Raw genomic sequence first — 19130 nt, forward strand, 5'->3', positions numbered from 1 at the left:
TAGTGACGGAATCAGTCATCGCCATCGGGCACGTCCTCCGGGGCGAAGGCGAGCGGGCCGGCGGCGGGGCCTTCGCCGCCACCGAGGCGCCGGGCCAGGCGTGCCTCCATACGGTCCAGCAGGACTCGTACGGTTCTTCCGTTGCCGAAGTCCTGTGGGTGCGCGACGCGTTGGCGATCCAGCCAGGTCCGTGCCTGCCGGGCGGCCGGCGCGGGAAGGGCGTACCCCTGCTGCTCGGCCGTGCGGCGAAGGATCTCGACCAGTTCCTGCCCCGAGTAATGCGGGAAGATCACCCGTTCTGTGAACCGGGAGCGCAGTCCGTGGTTCTCGGCGAGGAAGTCGTCCATCGGCGCCGGATATCCGGCGGCGACGACCACGAGGCGGCCGCGCAGGTCCTCCATCTCGCGGGTCAGGGTGTCGATGGCTTCCGTGCCGAAGTCTCCGCCGTGCTCACGGCGGGAGAGGCTGTATGCCTCGTCGATGAACAGCACTCCGTCGAGAGCGGACCGTATCGCCTCCTTCGTCTTGAGGGCCGTCTGTCCGACGTAGCCCGCGACGAGTTCGGCCCGGGTGACCTCGATCATGTGTCCGCGGCTGAGCAGCCCGAGTGCGTGGAAGAGGCCACCGACGAGTCGCGCCACGGTTGTTTTCCCGGTGCCGGGCGGGCCGACGAACAGCAGATGGGGCGGCGGAAAGGACTCCTTGCCCTGCTGCCGGCGCAGCCGCAGCCGTCCCACCAGGTCCCGGATCAGCTCCTTGACGGGGTCCAGCCCCACCAAACCGTCGAGGTCGGCGAGGAGTTCATCGACCGGGGGAGGGGGCTGCCGCAGATGGGTCCGGTATCTGTCGGGCAGATCCCGCGGTTCCAGGGGCTCGCTCACCACGGCCCGTACGCGCCGTGCCCAACGTGTCTTGAGTTCGTCGGCGAGGTCGCGCATGGCTCGGCCGTTGCCGAAGTCCGCGCCGCGCGTGGCGTGCATGCCCTGCGTGACCTCGCGCAGCCGGTCCTCCAGTTCCGGGGTCCAGCTCAGGCCGAGGTCGCGCATCTGACCGAGGAGGATGGCATGCAGCTCGGGCGGCTCGTAGTCGGGAAAGTGGATGATGTTGGCGGCGGAGGCTCGGCTGCGCAGGCCGGGGTTGGAGCCGAGGAACTCCTCCATCTTGTCGGGGTAGCCGGCGACGATCAGTACGAATCTGCCGCGGTCGTTCTCCATCCGGCTGAGCAGTGTGTCGATGGCTTCCTGTCCGAAGCCGCGGCCGCTCTGGTCGCTGAGCCGGTACGCCTCGTCGACGAGCAGCACTCCGTCCAGGGCCCGGTCCACGGTCTCGTTGGTCCTGATCGCCGTCTGGCCCACCACGCCGGCGACCAGGTCGGGGACCTCGGCCTCCACAAGATGCCCTCGGCGCAGCAGGCCGAGGTCGCGGTAGATCTCGCCGACCAGGCGCGCGACGGTGGTCTTGCCGGTGCCGGGGTTGCCGGTGAACACCAGATGCGGTGAGCCGGGCTCCGCGTTGAGGCCGAGACCCTGGGCCCGCAGTGCGGCGTCCGTGGTGACGCGCCAGCGCAGGTCCTCCAGATGCTCTTTCACCGAGCCGAGGCCCACCATCCGGTCGATCCGGTCGGAGACGCTGAGTTCATCCTGGGTGCTGCCGCCGACCCACTGTCGCTGCCGCAGTTCGGCGAGGCCCAGCGGGCACCTCTCGCCGGCCAGTCGCCGAAGCAGCGACTGCCAGTTCTTGGCGGGCATCGGCTCGGCGGCCATGGCCCGTACGACGAGCGGCAGTTCGCGCCAGTCGCCGATGCGTAGTCCGTTCCTGATCCGCGTGACATGGACGAGCCGGTCCAGTTCCGCTGCGTGCGGATGGCCGATCGCCGCGGTGGCGCGGCCGGTGGAGCGCTGCCGCTGGTCGTGCAAGTAGCTCTCCAGCCGCGGGACGCTGCGCAGGTCGGCGACGAACTGCTGCACCTCTTCAAGTGTGTGTTTGCGGAAGAGGAGGACGCAGAGGTTGTGGTCGTCGCTGTGCTCCGCCCAGCCCGCGAGCGCTCCGGCGAGGGCTCGATCCGCCCGGTCGTAGCGCAGGGACTCCTCGGCGTGGCTGAGGACGACGGCGGTGCGAACCTCGCTCTGCCGCATGAAGTGGTCGAGCATCATCACACGGTGCTGGTCGGTCAGTGTGACGGGTGCGGGGTGCACGGGGCCGGGGCCGGGGCCGGGGGAGGGCGCCCTGGGCCCGTCCCCCGAGCCGGCCACCGTTTCGGGCAGGAGGCGCCGGCCGAGCGGGCCGCGGAACTCGGGACGCATCAGGTTGCGGCCGGTGGCCGCGGGTGCCGGTTTGCGCCGTCGGGACAGATCCCGCGACCGGGTGTCCCTGAAGTACAGCGGCCGGGACAGCGTTGAGTACACGACCCGCTCGAAGCCCGCCGCGTGCAGCAGCTCCCACAGGAGTTCCTCGATGCCGCGGCCGCGGTAGTCGTGACCGACGAAGACGTCGTCCATGCCCCGGCCGTGCACGATGAACAGCGAGTCGCCGACGGGCAGCCGGAACCCTTCGAGGCGCTCGACGAGAGGGCCGTGACGGCCGTGCATCGACATTTCCGGGTCCGCCCGTCTCAGCTTTCCGTGGCGGTGCTCGGCAGCGCCTGGCCCTGGGTCTGCGTCGGTGCCTGTCCGAGGGCCTTGAAGTCGCGGTATGCCGGGTCAGGGTCTCCTTCCTCGGCCTGTGGTTCGGAGGCCTGGATGCCGTGTGCCTGTAACTGCCGGCTCAGCGCTCGTCCCCGGTCGTCCAGTTCGTCACGGGCCGTGGTGTCGTGGTCGTACGACAGCACGCGCAGCACGGACCCGCCCGAGTCGCCCTCGGCGGGGGCGACTTCGATGACCATCTCGTTCTGGTTGCGGTGGACGAGCTTGGCGAAGTACGCCTCCCGCTGGTCCTGTCCGAGATAGGTGACCTCGTCCAGCTCATAGGCGGTCATGTCTTCGAGGGTCTGCACGACGGCCTCGGCCAGGTTCACGCGCTGCTGGGAGGCGATCAGCCGCTGACCGGCCCGTCCGACGATCGCCGCGAGGCGCTGCTCGAAGGCCGGTGCCCTGTGTTCCACGATGTCGCGCAGCTCTTGCGCCTCCAGGGGCTGCTTCTCGTCCTTGATGCGCTGTTCGAGAGCGGTCGTCTCCGCTCGCAGCGCCGTCAGTTCGCCGCGCGACCAGTAGTCGACATCGAGGTCCACATCATCGAGCACCTCGCCCTCGGCTCCGTACACCGGCTGTGAGGCACTGTTTTTGATCTGCAGCTGTATGACCAGGATCTGCTCACTGGCCTGCACCTGCAGGTAACGCTGCTCGCGGTCGCGTTGCTCGAGGTCCAGGCGGAGTTCGCTGAGCTCCTGATATGCCCCTTGGGCGGTGGCCAGGGCTGCGTCGAACCTGGCCTGCACGATATTGCCGTCCGCGCGGTCGAGGTGCTGCTCCAGACTCGCGAGACGTCCGGCGGCGTACCGCTGGTGCGGCAGTGTGTCCCGGATCAGCCGGTGCATGGCGCGCGCGTCGGAGAGAGCGTCGCGGGCGATGACGGCGGCGCGTTCTTGATCCTGGACCAGTTCGCCGAGTTCGGTCGCCAGGCGCTGTACGTCCGCCTGGCGCCGGCGTCGCTCGTCCGCGATCTCGCCCCGCAGCCTGTGTGCCTGCTCGGCGAGATGTTCTCGGGTCTCCTTGCGCAGTTCGCCCGCGGAGGCCCTGAGCTCCTCTGCCCAGCGGCGCGACTGTGCCTGCAGGCGCTGCTGGGTCTCGGTCTCCAGGCGGCGCGTCTGCTCGCTGAGACCCTCCACCACCTGCTCTACGGAGCGCTGGCGGTCCTCGATGACACCGAAGACCCGCTCCAGGTCGTCGTGCGTCTGGCGGCGTACCTCTTTGATCAGGCCTGGCAGACTCCGCTGTATGTCCTTGAGCCGGGATGCCTCGCGCTGCAGCCGGTACCACTCCGACTCTTCGACCTGGATGCGCTTCCTACCGCTCATGTGCCCCCCTGGTGTGCACGGTGTTGTCGCGCCCTGCCCGGCGCGTCCGGTCGACGGCGGTGTCGAAGACGGTGAGGAGGGCGGGCGGAGGAACGCCGATGAGCAGCGCCTCGGGGCCGTCCATGGCTATCTCGGCCGTACGGGCGCGGCCGGTGAAGTCGTAGCCGCTGTCCGCCAGTCGTCCGGAGAGTTGGTGCACCCGCTGGTTCGTGCTTCCGCGCAGTCCGCGCCCGTCGTCGCGCCCCGCGATGTACAACCCGTCGACGAGCACGTCCACTTCGGCGAGCAGCTCGGCCACCCCCGGTGCGGGCGGACGGGCACGCAGCCGCTCCAGTCGGTATCCGGTGAAACAGACCAGGGTCACGTCGCGGATGCGGCGGGCGCACCTGGCCAGCTGCGCCAGTCCTGCGGCCTGTTGCATCGGCTCGCCGCCCGAAAACGTCAGCCCATCGATTGCGGGGTCGGCCAGCAGCTCCGCAGCCAGTCCGGCAGCCCCGGCCGACCGAGCGGGCACCTCCGGTATCCAGTCCGGAGACATGCAGCCGGGGCAACTGAAGGGACAGCCCTGCACCCATATGACGGAGCGGACACCGGGACCGAGCGCGGTGGTGCCGACCCACGTCGCGGCAACATTCAGCGATACATTCAGTCTCACAAATCCCCCCGCCCGCGAGCGGCGGCGGCTTCCTCATGTCCGCGCGTCCCGTCGAGCCCTCTCAGGCTCCTCCGGCCCCGAAGTCGGGTCAAGGGGCGCGAACCGGTACCCATGGGGCGCTCAGTTCCCGTTGCACGCCGGGCTGCTCACCTGCCTCGCAGTTGATGCGCCCGTGCCGCAGTCGGTCAACCTCGCCGACCGCGTACGGGAGCCGCTGCCGCCGTGCCGACGGGCTGCCGGGAGCCGTGGAGGAAGAGCACCGAATTGACGTACCGCCGCCGGAACGGGGTGAGGCTTCGGCGCAGGAGGCCGTGCTCGGCGACGTGCGCCGTCAGGGACTGGTGGCCTGAAAGATCGAAATCGGACAGCGGCAGCCAGTCGCGGCCCGGCAGCACCCAGCCCCGGTAGCCGTGGCGGGCGAGCAGGTTCAGCACCGGTTCCAGCGGCCCGATGCGGGCTTCGAGTTCGATGAAGAGCGCGGGGCGGTCTCCGGCCAGGGTCTCCTCGGCGCCGCGGAGCACGTTCAGTTCGCTTCCGTCCACATCGATCTTGATCAGGGTGACGCCGTGCAGACCGAGGCTGTCGATCCGTACGCAGTGCACCGGTACCGACCTGCTGTGCATGTCCCTGCGCACAAGCGACGAGACGCCACGGTGGCCACGGTCGTCCGGCGGCAGCCACAGCTGCGCCGTGCCGCCGTCGCGGTCCGTGGCAGCCGCGTTCACCACATCGACATTGGCGGGAGTGGTGGCGGCCAGCAGGCGGGCGAGGTGGGGGACCGGCTCGACTGCCACCACCCGGCCGGCCCGCCGGGCCAGCCGCCGGGACCACGGGCCGTACCAGCCGCCGACATCCACCGCCGAGCCGCCGGGCGGGCAGAAGTCGGCCAGCCGGCGCAGCTCCGGCTCATACCGCGGATACAGCAGATCGACGCCCGTGGCGACCAGTGGGGGCGGCAGACGAGGGGCGATCCGGGCGGCGATTGTCACGGACCGATCCGCCTGAGGATCCGCTCGTGCTCATCGTCGGGTACCCGTGCACCCGAGGAGGGAAGCAGTTGTGGGATCCCGTCGATGATCGGATAGCGGCGGTGCAGCCGCGGGTTGTAGAGGAACTCCTCGGGCAGGAGCAGCGTGAGCTGCCCCTTGTCGATCGGGCAGGCGATGATCCGGAGCAGGGGATCGTCAGGCTTCATGGGCCAACTCCTTTGTCGGCGTGGGAGGTTCGTCATGACGCGGAAGCATCAGCAGGACCGAGACGGCGAGTGCGGTGCCGCCGAGCCGCAGCGCCAGCCGCAGTGGATCCCCGGGCAGGGACTCACCGAAGACGAAAGTGCCGAGCGCGGCCGTGAACAGACAGGTGACGGTGGTGCACACCGGCACGATCAGAGATGCCCGGCAACGCTGCAGCGCGGTCTGGGAAAGGACCAGGCCGGTGACTGAGGTGAAGAGCAGGATGTACGGATAGGGGGACCTCAGCAGGTCGACGACCGCGTCCCCGATACCGCGGGTCGTCAGATGGCTGGAGACGCCCTTGATGGCGAGCGAGCTGACGCCGTACAACAGCCCGACGGCGACGCCGTATTCGACGCCCGCGGTCGGCAGCCGGTGACGGCGGCGGGTCCGGCGTTCCACGGACCGGTACAGCCACAGCCCCGCTGCGAGCGCGGGTAGGCAGATCAGCAGGACACGGCCGGCCGAGGCATGCCCGCCCACGGCGTCGGAGTCCTGGAGGGAGGCCACGACCATCAGCAGGGCGAGGGTGATCATGACCACGCCGCGTCGCTCGCGGCCGCTGGGGCGCTCGCCAAGCACGACCGCGGAGAGCAGCAGGAGCAGCACGAGACCGGAGACGAAGATGCCCTGCGCGGCTGCGATGGGAAGGGTTCGGTAGACGGCGAGCTGTGCCGCGAAGCCGGCGGCGAGCGCGAGCGAACCGCCGAGCCACAAGGGGCTGCCGATGAGCAGCCGTACGACTCGGGCCGGTTGCCCCGAGCTCAGTGGCGGCAGGCCGGACAGTGCCCGCTTCTCGAGTACGAAGCCGGTGCTGTAGAAGACGTTGGCCAACAGGGCTGAGGCCACCCCCCACCACACGGCGCTACACCCGCCTGGCGTGCACCAGGAGGATGGAGGCCACGGACGGCGCGGCACAGGCGGCCCGGTCCACAAGGCGCAGTGGGCGCGGGACACCATGGAAGGGCGCGCCGGCCAGGGTGACCACCTCGAAGCCCGCGGCGGTGAGGAATCCCCGCAGGGCGTGGGCGGTGAACAGGCGCAGATGGCCCACCACTTGGGATCCCGGCCGACCGTGAATGCCGCGCAGGCTGACCTCCGAGAAGACGGGCTGCACTCCCGCGGCCAGCAGCAACCGGTTGTACCAGGCGGCCAGGTTCGGGGTGGAGAGCATCAGATGGCCGCCCGGTTTGAGGATGCGGCGCAGCTCGTCCATCGCACTGTCGGGATCCACCAGATGTTCGATCACCTCGCTGAAGAGCACGGCGTCGGCGGTAGCGTCGGCCAACGGCAGCCCGTCCGACGTCAGTTCACCCCGCACGACATGGTTCATCCGGGTGGCGGCCCGGCGCAGCGCATCCTGGGACCAGTCGATACCGACGATCCGGTGATGGGAGAGGAGCGGACCCGCGGTGGCCGCCGCGGAGCCGTCGCCGCAGCCGACGTCGACGACGAGGGAGGACTCAGAGGACAGTACTCGGGCCAGCATCAGTGCCTGGCGGCGGCTGCGCTCGTCTCCGGAGGCGACGGGGACGGCCGGGTTCTCGTAGAACTCGCGCAGCCCCGCGGGGAGAGTTCCCGTCATGGCCCCTCACCTCGTGGCGTGGCAGGCAGGGCCGCCATCGCCGCCAGATACTCCGTGAAGAAGTCGCACAGCCGCTGCCCCGCCGCGTCGTCGAGGAGCGCGCGCGACCAGCGCAGCGCCAGATGCAGCCGTCCCCCCGTGCTGGCGGTGGTCACGGTCAGCCCGCGCGGCATCGCGGCGGGAGCCGAGAACCAGACGGCCTCCGCCCGGCCCGCCTCGGCGAAGTCCAGCGGGTACGGAATGCGCCCGATGTTGCTGAGCAGCGTGGTCGAGGTCCAGGGAGCGGCAGCCCACCGAACGCCACGGGTCAGGGCGGCCCGCAGCCCGACGGGCAGGGCGGGTGCGGTCAGGAGGGCGGCGGCGTGGCCGAGTTGAGGGCGGGGTGCCGACTTCAGGGCGCGGGTGCGCTCCGCGGTGCGGTGAAGCATGGCGGCGACAGCCTCGGGGCCGGGCTCCCGCGCGCACTCCTGCGCCCCGAATCCGACCTCCACGAGACGGGTGCCGTTTCCGATGGGCATCTCGGCGCCGCGGGGCCGGTCGTCGACGGGCATGGTGATGCGCATCTGGCGGGGCGGGACATCGTGCAGCCGGTTCCAGCGGGCGATCATCAGGCAGGTGGCGACGAGGAGTTGGTCGTTGACGGTGTAGCCGGCTCCGGCCGGCCGGCGCGGCACCGGCAGATCGGCCAGCAGCATGCCGTTTCCGCCGGTACCCCGGACGTCGGTCGCGGGTGCCACACGAGCGGGCCGGGCAGGGCCGACCGCGCGTGCGGGCGGTGGTGGAACCGGCCGCCCCGGCGCGCCGACCGGATTGCGTACCGGTGACGTGGGGGAGACGGCGGCGCCGCCGTACAGTTCGGCGGCCGTGGCCAGCACGCGCAGACAGGCGGGCCCGTCGAGGGCAGTGTGGTTGAGCGTCAACAGCAGCACACACGAGCTGCCCGTAGACGATGGCCTCACCACGTCCAGCCGGACGGGCGGGGAAACGGACAGCGGCGGAGCTTCGGCCAGCGCTCTGGCTCTCGTCCGCTCCAGCGCACCGGGCCCCGGCTCGGGGAAGCTCACTGGATCCACGTCCGGGGTGCCGGTCAACTCCCACTCGTAGCGCCGCCGGTACCAGGGGCCGGGTGCCTCGCGCACCAGGATCCGCGGGTGCCGGCGCAAGGCCTCGCCGAACGCGGCCCGGAGCCGTTCCGGATCCGGCTGCCGGGGCAGGCGCACCTCTATGTGTACGGTCTCGGGCTCCTCCTCACGGAGACAGTGCCGGGAGATCTCATCGACGACCGGAAACGGAATCCGGCTCGGAGCGGGTTCGGGCGGCGGCCCGGGCCGGGCGGGTTGCAGGGTGGTCATCTCGGCGGGGCCTCCCTTGTGTTGAGCGGTGCGATGCCGGGCGGATCAGGGTCGGGCGCCGGGCCCGGCCCGGGACGCTCGGCAGGGCCGTTTGCCGACCGCACCCGCTGGGGCAGGGTCTGCGGGCCCGGAGCCGCCGACGCAGGTGTGCCCCGAACCCGCCGGTCCACGGTGACCACGGCCGCGCACAGTGCGATGAGCGCAAGCAGTTGGGCCGCAGGGCCGAACGCACCCTGGCCGGCGGAGACCGGATCGCCCGCCCCCGTCGCGGCCGCGATCCCGGCGCCGGCCATCGCCACCGCTGCGATCGGCACCAGTAGGGAGTGCCGCAGGCGGGCAACTACCGCCAGCGCGGGAACGATCAGTGCGAAGGGACCCGCCACGACCGCGACCACGAGGGTCAGCGCGACGCAGCCCAGAACCCATCCGGGCGGCGACGGGGCCGTTGCCGCGGAGACCGGGGTGGAGCCCCGGCGGCGTACGAGTGCGAGACCCGCGAGCAGGGCCACTGCCACCGCGCCGCCGATCAGCCCGATGTCGTAGATCAGCACGGGTTCGTACTCGAGCCCGACCGTGCCGCCGGTGCCTGCGGGGATCAGCCAGGCCTGCTGCCAGCCGTCGATCCGCAACGGGATCAGCTTCTTGCCGTTCAGGGTGGCTTTCCAGCCGTCGTTGGCGTTCTCGTACATCTGGAGGTAGCCGGCCTCGCCCGCGCCGACGGTCACGGACCGCCGGTCGCCGCGCCAGTCGGTTGTCGTCACCTCCCGCTGTTCGCTCACCGCGGGCGGCCGGACCTCGCCGCGGGTCAGCGTGATGTCGGTGAGGGCGAGAGGACCTTCGTCGCCCGCCTCCACCTGGTGCAGCCCTCGGCCCAGCGGAAGAGTGCCGTCCGCTGTCCGGCAGAGCTTGACCTCGACCGGTCGGCGCTCGGTCAGATCGCGCACCGTACCGGACGCGCTCGTGGCGTGCAGCGTGCCGTCGACGGCGACGGGAGGGCCCTCGCCGCACGGCACGGAAAACCTCAAGTGCGAGGCCGGGGGCGGTGTGCGAAGGTCGGCGAGTGCCGGAACGTAGACCTCGCTGAGGCCGACCGGCAACTGCATCCGGTTGTCGGCAACGGGGTTGTGGACGGTCATCGGCGCGGCCCGGCTGATGGTGATGTCGAGCCGGTCCGTGGTGATCGGCTCGAAGCGGGCCAGGCCGTTCTCGTCGACGGCGGCCGTCACGGCGCCGTTCGGGGTGCTGATCAGCACCTGCTCGGGTCGGGTGGAGAGTCCGCCCGCGGCCGCGAGGACGATCTCGTCGATGGTCTTCCGGCCGGGCCAGCGCAGATGGATGACCGGCCGGTCGCCGGCGATCCACGCGGTGGTCAGGTCCTCATCGACGAGATTGCGCGGGCTGAGACCGTTCCCGAGCCGGCTGGTCGAGTCGGCGGTCGCCGTGATCCGCCGCCCCTGCCGCGGATCGGCGCCCGTGACGAGCCGGTCCAACGCCTCGCCGGGCACCGGCAGCGCCTGTGCGGTGACGGCGAAATCTCCGCCCCGGCCGACGCTGAGCCGGCGGTGCAGGCCCTCCTCTGCGGAGGCCGGCGAGAGACCGCCCGGGTCGCTGCCGCGGTGGAGCGAGAACACCTCCGCCCGGGCCTCGGTGTCGCGCGCGTCGGTGGGAAGCCGGAGCAGCCGGGTCACCTGGACGCCGGGGACGGAGACCTCGCTGAAGCCTGCGCCGCCCAGTCCGGCCTTCGGGGACTGGGCCGCGAGGACGGTTATCTTCAGCCACTTGGCCTGCCCCGCGGGCGCCTTGACCGGCTGCGGGTTTCCGTTCGGTGCCAGCGGGCTGTCCTCGAAGCCGTGGTCGGTCTCGACCCGTACGAATGTGGGGGCGGCTCGCATTCCGTCGCCGGGCAGCGGAGTGAGCTGAAGCGAGGCGGGGATGTCGGTGGGCGAGGAGAAGCCGATACGCAGCCACTGGCCTGCGGCGTTTTTGGCACTGCCCTCAGCCCACGCGGTACCGGGGTTGCCGTCGAAGGCGTTCACCGGGTCGTACTGCGGCAGGTGGAACAGCCAGTTGCCACTGCTGGAGGCGGTCACCGAGGCGGCGCCCCGCAGGACGGCCGTCGTCTGGTGTCCGGTGCCCTTCATCGGCAGGATCTGCCGCGGTTGCTCGTCCGGGTCCTGCAGGCTCCCGGTGGGGTTCCGTTCGTCCGCGGTGTAGGTGTACGAGGTGTTGCTGTTGACCAGTCCGAAGCGGGTGTCGGCGCGGCGCAGCCCGTCCGCGACGTACTGCGCCGCGGGTGTGCCGAGCCCCGGGTGGTTGTCCCCGGTGAGCACGGTGGGCCTGTTCCGCAGCCGCGGATCGGCGGACAGTTGCAGCAGCGCTTCGGGGCCGCCGCTGACCACCGCGGTGTCGGCGACTGCCTGCAGGCCGACCTGGCCGGGCCGTCGGGTGTTGCCGGCCGGCTCGTAGATCTCGACGGCCTGCATCCGCGGGAAGATGCCCTGGACCTGCAACGGTGTGCCGCTGGGGATCCGGCCTCCGGTGAGTACCGGGTCGAATCCGGCGACTCGCCGGTAGCCGGAGGCCTCCAGGGTGCGCTTCACGGTGATCGGCGGGACGTATCCGATCTGGTCCGGGTCGAGGTCGTTGCGTACGACGACGAAGTAGAGGCCGGCGCGTGACAAGTAGTCGCGCAGGCCCGGAACTTCGCTGCCACTCATGAGCACCTGTTCCACCGCGTCCATCGCCCGTCGCGAGCCGGGCGTCCCGAAGGGCACGAAGTCGCGCTGCGCCCAAGGGGAATCGGCGAGCACGTCGAAGGGCTGGTCGATGGGAGAGCCCCAGGTGTAGAGGCCGTGGGCGGTGGCGGGGACCACGAGAGCACGGCTGTCGGGTGAGTTCTTCTCCAGCCAGTCCGCGGCCTGCGTCCACTGGCCGGGCAGCTTCTTGAAGGCGCCGGGCTGCAGGATCGTCCCGTTCACGTACGGCCAGGCCAGACCGGGCAGTACCAGCAGCGCGGCGATCACGGGGGCGTAACGCCGCGCGGGGAACGGCCGGGCCCCGCGGCTCTCACTCGCCGCCGCCACCAGGTGCATCAGCCCGAAGGCGAGCGCGAGTGCGAGCCCGGGCTGGAACTTGTAGATGCTCCTGAAGGGCCGCAGCGACCCGTTCAGCCAGTCCCGGACCCCGTCGTGGAAGGGCGCGCCGAAGGAACCGGCGTATCCGGCCAGGGCGATCAGGACCACGGCCAGCACGGTGAGCAGCAGCCAGCGGCGTTCGGGCAGATCGCGCCTGGCCAGGCCCGCGAGCCCCAGCGCGGCGGCGAACGCCGAGCCGAGAATGGTGACCGTCGCCGTCGCCACCGTCCAGCCGGCGGGCAGCCAGGCTTCGCCGAAGTGGAGGTAGGCGACCCAGTTACCGGCGCCGCGCAGCAGTTCGGTCGCCGACATCGTGCCGGTGGTGGTGTCGGCCTGCTCGACGTACGGCATGAAGTCCTCGCCGTAGACGCCGAGCAGCAGCAGTGGGATCACCCACCAGGCGGTGGCGAGCACGACACCGGGAACCCACCAGGCGATCAGGGCGCGCTTGCGAGGACCTGCCGGGCGGCTGAGCAGATAGAGCCCCACAGGCAGCAGGGCGGCGAGCGTCGATGCCGCGTTGACCCCGCCCATGAAGGGGATCAGCAGGGCGGACGTGGCCGCGGCCACCCGTGGGCCGGTGCGGGTGCCGATGAGCGGCAGCAGCACCCACGGAAGCAGCGCGCCGGGGAGCGCGGCCGCCGAGGTGGAGCCGACGACGATGGTGAAGGTGGGCCACAGCGCGTAGCCGACGGCGCCGAGCAGCCGGGTCCGTGCGCTGCCGATGTCCATGCGCTCGGCGAGCCGCAGGGCGCCCCAGAACGCGGTGGCCACGATCAGCGAGAGCCACAGCCGCTCGGCCAGCCACACCGGGATGTGCACCAGGTCGGTGAGTGCGTAGTACGGGAGGGTCGGGAAGGCGTATCCGGCGTACTGGTTGGAGAGTCCGCCGAATCCGGCGCGGCTCTGCCACAGCTCCCCGAGGTCGCCGATGAACTTCCATGGGTCGGCGACCACTCCGAGCTTGGTTTCGAAGGTCATCCTGCCCGGTGACACGGAGAGGAACGCGACGAAGACCGCCGCCCAGAAGGCCAGCAGCCACGATCTGCGGCGCGGCCGATCCGCCGGCTGGGGCGGCGGCGCGGTGGGCCGGGGCCGGCCGGGCCGGCTCGGGGGGAGGGTCAACGTCGTCTCAGCCACGGGTGGCTCGCAGGGGACTGTTCATCGCTGCTGCCGTTTCTGTTCGGCGCCGGAGGATGAGGAGGAGGTTCCAGGTGGCGATCTCGCGCAGACCAGGGACGCGGGTGACGGCCTGTGCGAGGAACGGCCAGTACCGCGAGCGGGCCGTTACGAGGGACACGTCCTCGCGGGCGCGCACCTGACGCAGGGTCGGACCGATGTGGATCGCGAAGAGGTTCTCGCCGAGCGCGTGCTTGGCGGGGCGCCCGGTCCGTCTCAGATACCGGGCGCGGGCGCGGTCCGCGCCCAGGTAGTGCCAGGGCGCCCACTCATGACCGCCCCAGGGGGAGAGCCAGTTGGTGAACGAGACGTAGATCAGCCCGCCCGGGCGGGTGACGCGGATCAGTTCGCTGAGGAAGGTCTGCGGGTCGGCGACGTGTTCCAGCACGTTGGAGGAGAAGCAGATGTCGGCGACGCCGTCGGCCAGGGGCAGCAGATAGCCGTCGGCGACCACCGAGCCCGCGGGGATGGTGCCCCGTGCGCCCAGTTCCCGCAGATCGGGTTCGAAGAGATAGCTCTGCGCACCGCGCCGCCGGAACTCCTCGGTGAAGTGGCCGCGTCCGCCGCCCACATCCACCACCAGCCGGTCGTGCAGGGGCGTCTGCCGCTCCAGCTGGTCGGCCGCGTCCTGGGCGAGCAGGCTGTAGCACCGGTCCGGGTCGGTCTGCTCGCCCATGAACGCCCGGAAGAGCGTGATGGACCTGCGTATGGAGGGATCCTTCACAGCCGCATCACCTCCGCTGCATGGCGGCCTCCGCGGCCGCCGCCCGGAACTGCCGGACCGTGGCGCCCCAGCGGAAGTCCGCGGCCCGCTGCCCGGCCGCCCGGCCGAGCGCTTCACGCCGCTCGGGGCTGAGCGCCAGCGTGCACCAGGCCGCGGCGAACGAGCTCTCGCCGCGGGCGAGGAGGCCGGTGACGCCGTCCTCGATCGAGTCCCTGAGCCCGGGGACGTCGAAGCCGATGGCAGGCGTGGACCGGGCCGCCGCCTCGGTCACCACCAGCCCCCAGCCCTCGACGAGCGAGGGGTGCAACAAAATCCAGGCGGCGCACAGCAGTCGGTGCTTCTCGGCCTCCGAGACCCGGCCGGTGAAGGTCACGCGGGGCCCGGCGAGGGCTTCCAGCCTGGCTCGTTCCGGCCCGTCACCCACGATGACGAGCCGGCCCCCGGTGACCGGTCTGACCCTCTCCCACAGACGCAGCAGCAGTTCGATCCGCTTGTACTCGACGAGGCGTCCCACGGCGAGAAACAGCGGCTCTGCCGATGTGGGGGCGAGCGGGCCCGGCTCCTCGACACCGTTGTGGACGAGCCGGATCCGCTCGCGCGGGACTCCGAGTCCGTGGAGCGCGTCGGCTGTCGAAGGGGAGACGGCGACCAGCAGGTTGCCGCTGTGGGCGCGGGTCAGTGCCCAGCGCTCGAGCTTTCTGCCGAGCCTGGCGGCGGGGCCGGGGAAACGCTCGCCCCAGATGTCGGTGTGGACATGGTTGACCAGGCAGAGCGTCGGTCCCCGGTGCCACAGCGGAGCGAGGTACGGCATGCCGTTGCACACCTCGACGAACAGGTCGCAGTCACCGACCTGCCGTTCGAAGGCGCGGCGGGCGCGCAGGAAGTGTCCGGCGTCCGAGCCGGCCGAGACCACACGGTAGTCGCGGAAGGCAGCGGGACCGCCGCACAGGAGCGTGACCTGGTGTCCGTGAGCGGTGAGCCCGTCGGCGATACGGTCGATGAGCAGTTCGGAGCCACCGGCGGCCGGATTGCCGAGGTCGCGGCGGGCGAGGAAGACGATCCGGCGGGGATGCGGAGGACGGCCGGACGGAGGGCCGTGCTGCGGGGACTTCGGCGGATGGTGGGGGAGTGGCGCGCGCAACGTGGGGGGTACGTGCTGGGGCATTCGAGCTCCAACTCGCCTCGGGTGCGGGACGGTGGGGGATGTTGGTGGCACGAGCGGCTGGCGGCGGGGTGGGGTTGGTAGTGTCCGCCCGGCTGTTCGACGCCGCTACTCACGGCGGTGACAAATTTGGCCTGTCCTGGAGCTGACGCTCCATCACATTGTGCGCATTTCTAGGGATTCGGGCGTTCCCTGCCGCGCACGACGAGTACGACACCCGCCGCTGCCAGCACGAGCCCGGCCGCTCCCGCGCCGATCGGCGCGGTGTCACCCAGCGCCCGCAGTCTGCCGCTGTCCGCCTTCGCCAGAGCCACCTGCTCGCGCTGGGTCTCCGGGGTGAACTCCAGCCCCGCGCTGTCCAGCAGGACCACCTTCGCCTCATCGGAACCGGGCGCGCGCAGGGTCTTGCGGGGAGCGATACTCGCGTTCATGACGCGGCCGGTCCGCCGGTCGACGACGAGCTCGATGCCGTCGTTGGCGTACCACTCCTCGGCATGCACCTGGCTCTGCTTCGGCAGGCCGACCAGCCGCCCCGGTACCTGCCGGGTGCCCGTCCTGGTGTCCTTCACGGATCCGGTGAACCGGTAACCCTCGTAGCCCGCGACCTTCTTGGTGCCCTTGAACTCCAACCGGACCGTGGCTCCCAGCGTGCTGTCCCACCAGGTGTAACCCCGCTTCTGTACGTCGAAGGGGAACTTGAGGTAGGCCTCGCCCTGGTACTCCGGCGTCTCTCCGCAGCAGTGCACCGGAGCGTTGGTCCGGCGGTCGGTCACCCAGCGCTCCAGCGTCCACTGGTAGGACCTGCGCGGGTCGCGGAAGGCAAGCGTGCCGGGGGTGTCGATGGCCGTGGACACGTCCCACACCGCCCGCCCGCTGCGCTCGCTCGCGGAGACATCGCCCAGCACTCGTCGGGTGATGGTGATCGGTTTCTCCTTGACGGGTCGGAGGTTCTTGGTGTCGAAGTATTCGCCGTTGCCGGTGAACACCGTGGTGACATCGACATCGGTCGGGGTGCGTTTGGCGCGTGGCTCGACGTACCAGGCGAGCATCGGAGCCAGTACGAGCAGAAAGACGCCGATACCCAACAGGACCAGCGACAATGGCGAAGCGGTACGACGCATGGGGGGCACTCCCGGACAGAGGGTGGATTCAGGACGGTGCGCGTCTGTACGGGCCGGGACCGTAGGCGCCCTCTTGACGAAGTGTCAATGCCCCTCACACACTGGGCAATCGCCGAGCCGGTGCCGTGGGGCGGGGTGCCTTCCGACCGAGAGGCTCGCTGAACCATGCACAGACTGACCGCCGCCGTGCTGACCACCATGGCCGCTGCCGCCCTCGCCGTGGGGGCCGCCTTCGGCATCGTCGCCGCACTGAACGCCACACCCGAGCAGCCCAATGTGCCTCTCGTCTCCTTCGAGACGGGCGGGCCGACGGCGTCCCCGCAGCCGTAGCCCGACCAGCAGCGAGGGAGGAACCCATGGCCGTGCGCACGGCCTGGCGGGACGTACCCCGCCCGCGGGCACGCAGATTCGCATCCCTGGCCATGGCCGAGGTGCCCGCACTCGCCCAGGCCATCCTGGAAGAGATCCGCAGGGAGTACCCCGGCCTGCCACTCGCCGTCGACGACTCGGGCGAGCCCATGGCCCTGATCGGCATCCGCGGGGCGCTGGAGGACTTCGTGGACCACCTCGTGGTGGAGGAGAACCGGCCGCACGGGCGTCAGCTGGAGGTCTTCCAGGAGTTCGGCCGTGGCGAAGTGCTGCAGGGCCGCAGTCTGGACTCGCTCCAGGCCATCTACCGGCTCGGTGTTCGGCTCGCGTGGCGTCGCTTCTCCGAGATCGGGCAGCAGGTGGAGATCCCGCCGCCGGCCATGTACGAGCTGGTGGAGTCGGGCTTCGAGTATCTCGAAGGGCTCGTCGCACAGTCCGTACGCGGCTACGCCGAAGCCGCCGCTCGCCAGGCCGGCGAACGGCTGCGACTGCAGCGGCGGTTGATCAGCCTGATGCTCAGCGAGCACCGGACGGATCCCACCGATGCCCTTGCCGAGCATGCCGAGCGCATCGGCTGGCCGCTGCCCGAACAGGTCGCCGTCGGAGTACTGATGCGACCGGCCCCGGAGTCCGTCGCCCCGGCCGTGGGTCAGGACGTGCTGCTGGACATGGAGTACGAGCAGCCGCGCATGGTCGTCCCCGAGCCGGACGCGGCCGGCCGGCCGGAACTCCTGGAGCGCGCGATGACGGGCTGGTCCGGCGCGATGGGACCGCCGGTTCCGCTCGCCGAGGCCGCCAAGTCTCTGCACTGGGCCTTCGCCGCCGTACGCCTGATGGAACGCGGGCTGCTCCCGGCCGGCCAGGTCCTGCACTGCACGGAGCACACAGAGGCGCTGGTCCTGCTGCCGCCCGAGGAGCTGATCGAGGACCTGGCCCGTCGCTGCCTGGCGCCGCTCGACCAGTGCACCCCCGCGCACAGCCGACGACTCGTCGAGACGCTGCTCGCCTGGCTGGAGACACGTGGCGGCGCCCCCGAGGTCGCGGCACGACTCGGCGTCCATCCGCAGACCGTGCGCTACCGATTACGCCAGATCCGCGCACTGCTGGGCGACGAGGTGGACGATCCGGACCGGCGCTTCAAGCTGGAACTGGTGTTACGGGCGCGCCGCCTGCGCGATGCGGGGCCGGCTCGGGACGCCGAGGCCGTCCCGTAGCTCCCACCGGCCATTGGCCGGACCGCCTTCAGCACTGCGGGAACGACGGGGCCGCCGGGGCCGGTCCCAGCGTCGTCGTGCCGGGGGCCGCCCGGTGGCCCAGTCCCGTGCGGTACGCGTCCAGAGCGGCCTCGGTGCGGCCGCTGCGGCGCAGCAGGTCGCCCAGCAGACGGCACAGGTCGGCGAGGTCGCCGCTGGCTCCGCTGCGCTCCAGCAGGGCCAGCGCCAAGACGTAGTGCTCCTCGGCGGCCTCGGCCTCGCCCCGCTCCTCGGCGATCAGCCCGAGCAGCCGGTGCGCGCCGCCTGCGTGCACCGCACCGTGCCGGTCGCCGAGTTCCAGCAGCGCCGAGAGCAGGCCGGCAGCCTCGTCGTGCCGCCCGAGCCGCCGCAGTACATCGGCCAGCTCCACCTCCACCTGGGCGGTGTAGAGCACGGCGCGCTTGGCGGTCAGCATGTCCCGGGCGGTGCGCAACTCCTGTTCGGCGAGGGCGAGTTCGCCGTTCTGTGCCTGGACGTAGCCGCGCATCCAGTGGCAGTGCGCGAGATCGGTCCTCAGCCTCAGCTGCCGGTAGATCGCCTGGGCCTTGGCGAGCGAGGCGTCGGCGTCGGCCGTGCGTCCTTCGGCGAGGAACGTACGGGCCACCTGCCGGTGCATGCCCGCCACCAGCACCGGATCGTTGACCTGCGGCGCCAGGGCCAGGGCGAGCTCGGCGGCGTGCGCGGCACGGGCGTGGGCGCCCATGTCGATGTACGGGCCGATGACGGCGGCGTACAGCAGGACCAGCGCCTCGGGGTCGGCCAGGCCGCTCGCGCCGAGCTCGTCGATGGTGGACTCAAGGAGATAGCAGGCGTAGCGCAGCTCCCCGGCCAGGAGGTGCGCGATGGCGCGGCCCCGGATCGCGCGGGCACGGCGTGGCAGCGGTTCACCGGCCAGGAGCCGCTCCGCCGCCTCGAAGTGCCGTCCCGCGTTGGCAAGTTCACCTGTCTCCAGTGCGCATTCACCGAGTCCGAGCAGCGCCTCGGCCTGCTCAGGAGCGAGCTCGAGGTGTTCCGCGTCGGTGAGGAGCCGGCGGTAGCGGACGGCAGCCTCGTCGGCGGCGCCGGTGGCGAGCTGCTGCTGGGCGTCGGTGAGGGCGAGCCGCAACTCGGTGGCCAGATGCGCGGGTCGTCCGGTGGCCAGTTCCTCGAACGACGTGCCGAGCCGCTCCGCGAGGAAACGCAGCGCGGTCTCGGAGGGCCGGACCTTGCCGGACTCCAGTGTCGAGACGTACGCGGGCGTGTACGAGGGTTCGGCCAACTGCCGCTGTGTCAGTCCGCGTTGGTTACGCAGTTGCTGCACCCGGCGGCCGATCTCGGCCGGTTCGTCCATGGGAACCCCCTGGTTCTCGAAC

The 19130-nt window shown here is 71.2% G+C and carries 15 protein-coding genes; 2 read left to right on the top strand and 13 right to left on the bottom strand.

Features of this window, described 5'->3' with window-relative positions; genetic code table 11:
• Positions 1–11: 11 nt before the first annotated feature.
• The 12 genes from ACZ3H8_RS05550 to pgfA form a co-directional block, all read right to left on the bottom strand.
• Positions 12–2594 (bottom strand): AAA family ATPase, encoded by a 2583-nt coding sequence (locus ACZ3H8_RS05550; RefSeq protein ID WP_467397698.1) that lies wholly within the window; start codon positions 2592–2594, stop codon positions 12–14.
• Between the two features lie 17 nt (positions 2595–2611).
• Complete coding sequence (locus tag ACZ3H8_RS05555; protein ID WP_467397701.1) at positions 2612–4012, bottom strand: hypothetical protein; 1401 nt, start codon at positions 4010–4012, stop codon at positions 2612–2614.
• Positions 4002–4667, bottom strand: coding sequence for a 4Fe-4S single cluster domain-containing protein (locus tag ACZ3H8_RS05560; RefSeq protein WP_467397703.1), 666 nt, complete (start codon positions 4665–4667; stop codon positions 4002–4004). Before ACZ3H8_RS05560 ends, ACZ3H8_RS05555 begins: the two co-directional genes overlap by 11 nt.
• A gap of 185 nt (positions 4668–4852) precedes the next feature.
• Complete coding sequence (locus ACZ3H8_RS05565; protein WP_467397706.1) at positions 4853–5656, bottom strand: FkbM family methyltransferase; 804 nt, start codon at positions 5654–5656, stop codon at positions 4853–4855.
• Complete coding sequence (locus ACZ3H8_RS05570; RefSeq protein ID WP_467397708.1) at positions 5653–5862, bottom strand: Trm112 family protein; 210 nt, start codon at positions 5860–5862, stop codon at positions 5653–5655. The genes ACZ3H8_RS05565 and ACZ3H8_RS05570 overlap by 4 nt, the downstream gene beginning before the upstream one ends.
• Positions 5852–6748 carry a DMT family protein gene (locus ACZ3H8_RS05575; protein WP_467397711.1) on the bottom strand — a complete coding sequence of 299 codons (897 nt, stop codon included), beginning with the start codon at positions 6746–6748 and terminating at the stop codon, positions 5852–5854. The genes ACZ3H8_RS05570 and ACZ3H8_RS05575 overlap by 11 nt, the downstream gene beginning before the upstream one ends.
• 16 nt (positions 6749–6764) lie before the next feature.
• A complete protein-coding gene (locus ACZ3H8_RS05580) occupies positions 6765–7484 on the bottom strand; it encodes a class I SAM-dependent methyltransferase (RefSeq protein ID WP_467397714.1) in 720 nt (239 codons plus the stop codon).
• Positions 7481–8836 carry a condensation protein gene (locus tag ACZ3H8_RS05585; RefSeq protein WP_467397716.1) on the bottom strand — a complete coding sequence of 452 codons (1356 nt, stop codon included), beginning with the start codon at positions 8834–8836 and terminating at the stop codon, positions 7481–7483. The genes ACZ3H8_RS05580 and ACZ3H8_RS05585 overlap by 4 nt, the downstream gene beginning before the upstream one ends.
• Positions 8833–13110: an alpha-(1->3)-arabinofuranosyltransferase domain-containing protein gene (locus ACZ3H8_RS05590; protein WP_467397719.1), complete on the bottom strand. Its 4278-nt coding sequence runs from the start codon at positions 13108–13110 to the stop codon at positions 8833–8835. Before ACZ3H8_RS05590 ends, ACZ3H8_RS05585 begins: the two co-directional genes overlap by 4 nt.
• Positions 13103–13873 (bottom strand): class I SAM-dependent methyltransferase, encoded by a 771-nt coding sequence (locus ACZ3H8_RS05595; RefSeq protein WP_467397721.1) that lies wholly within the window; start codon positions 13871–13873, stop codon positions 13103–13105. The genes ACZ3H8_RS05590 and ACZ3H8_RS05595 overlap by 8 nt, the downstream gene beginning before the upstream one ends.
• Before the next feature lie 7 nt (positions 13874–13880).
• The gene (locus tag ACZ3H8_RS05600; protein WP_467397724.1) at positions 13881–15038 is read right to left on the bottom strand and encodes a glycosyltransferase family 4 protein; all 1158 of its coding nucleotides are present in this window, start codon (positions 15036–15038) and stop codon (positions 13881–13883) included.
• A gap of 170 nt (positions 15039–15208) precedes the next feature.
• Entirely contained in the window at positions 15209–16156 is a 948-nt protein-coding gene (pgfA, locus tag ACZ3H8_RS05605) for a cell envelope lipid trafficking protein PgfA (protein WP_467397726.1), read from the bottom strand.
• A gap of 165 nt (positions 16157–16321) precedes the next feature.
• Here pgfA and ACZ3H8_RS05610 point away from each other — a divergent pair, with 165 nt between their 5' ends.
• A complete protein-coding gene (locus ACZ3H8_RS05610; protein ID WP_398982984.1) occupies positions 16322–16486 on the top strand; it encodes a hypothetical protein in 165 nt (54 codons plus the stop codon).
• Between the two features lie 26 nt (positions 16487–16512).
• On the top strand, positions 16513–17739 hold the full coding sequence (locus ACZ3H8_RS05615) for a PucR family transcriptional regulator (RefSeq protein WP_467397730.1): 1227 nt from the start codon (positions 16513–16515) through the stop codon (positions 17737–17739).
• A gap of 28 nt (positions 17740–17767) precedes the next feature.
• On the opposite strand, the gene ACZ3H8_RS05620 is transcribed toward ACZ3H8_RS05615, so the two are convergent.
• The gene (locus tag ACZ3H8_RS05620) at positions 17768–19108 is read right to left on the bottom strand and encodes a helix-turn-helix domain-containing protein (RefSeq protein ID WP_467397732.1); all 1341 of its coding nucleotides are present in this window, start codon (positions 19106–19108) and stop codon (positions 17768–17770) included.
• Between the last annotated feature and the right edge of the window lie 22 nt (positions 19109–19130).

The sequence above is a fragment of the Streptomyces sp. NPDC002868 genome (genome assembly GCF_055563295.1).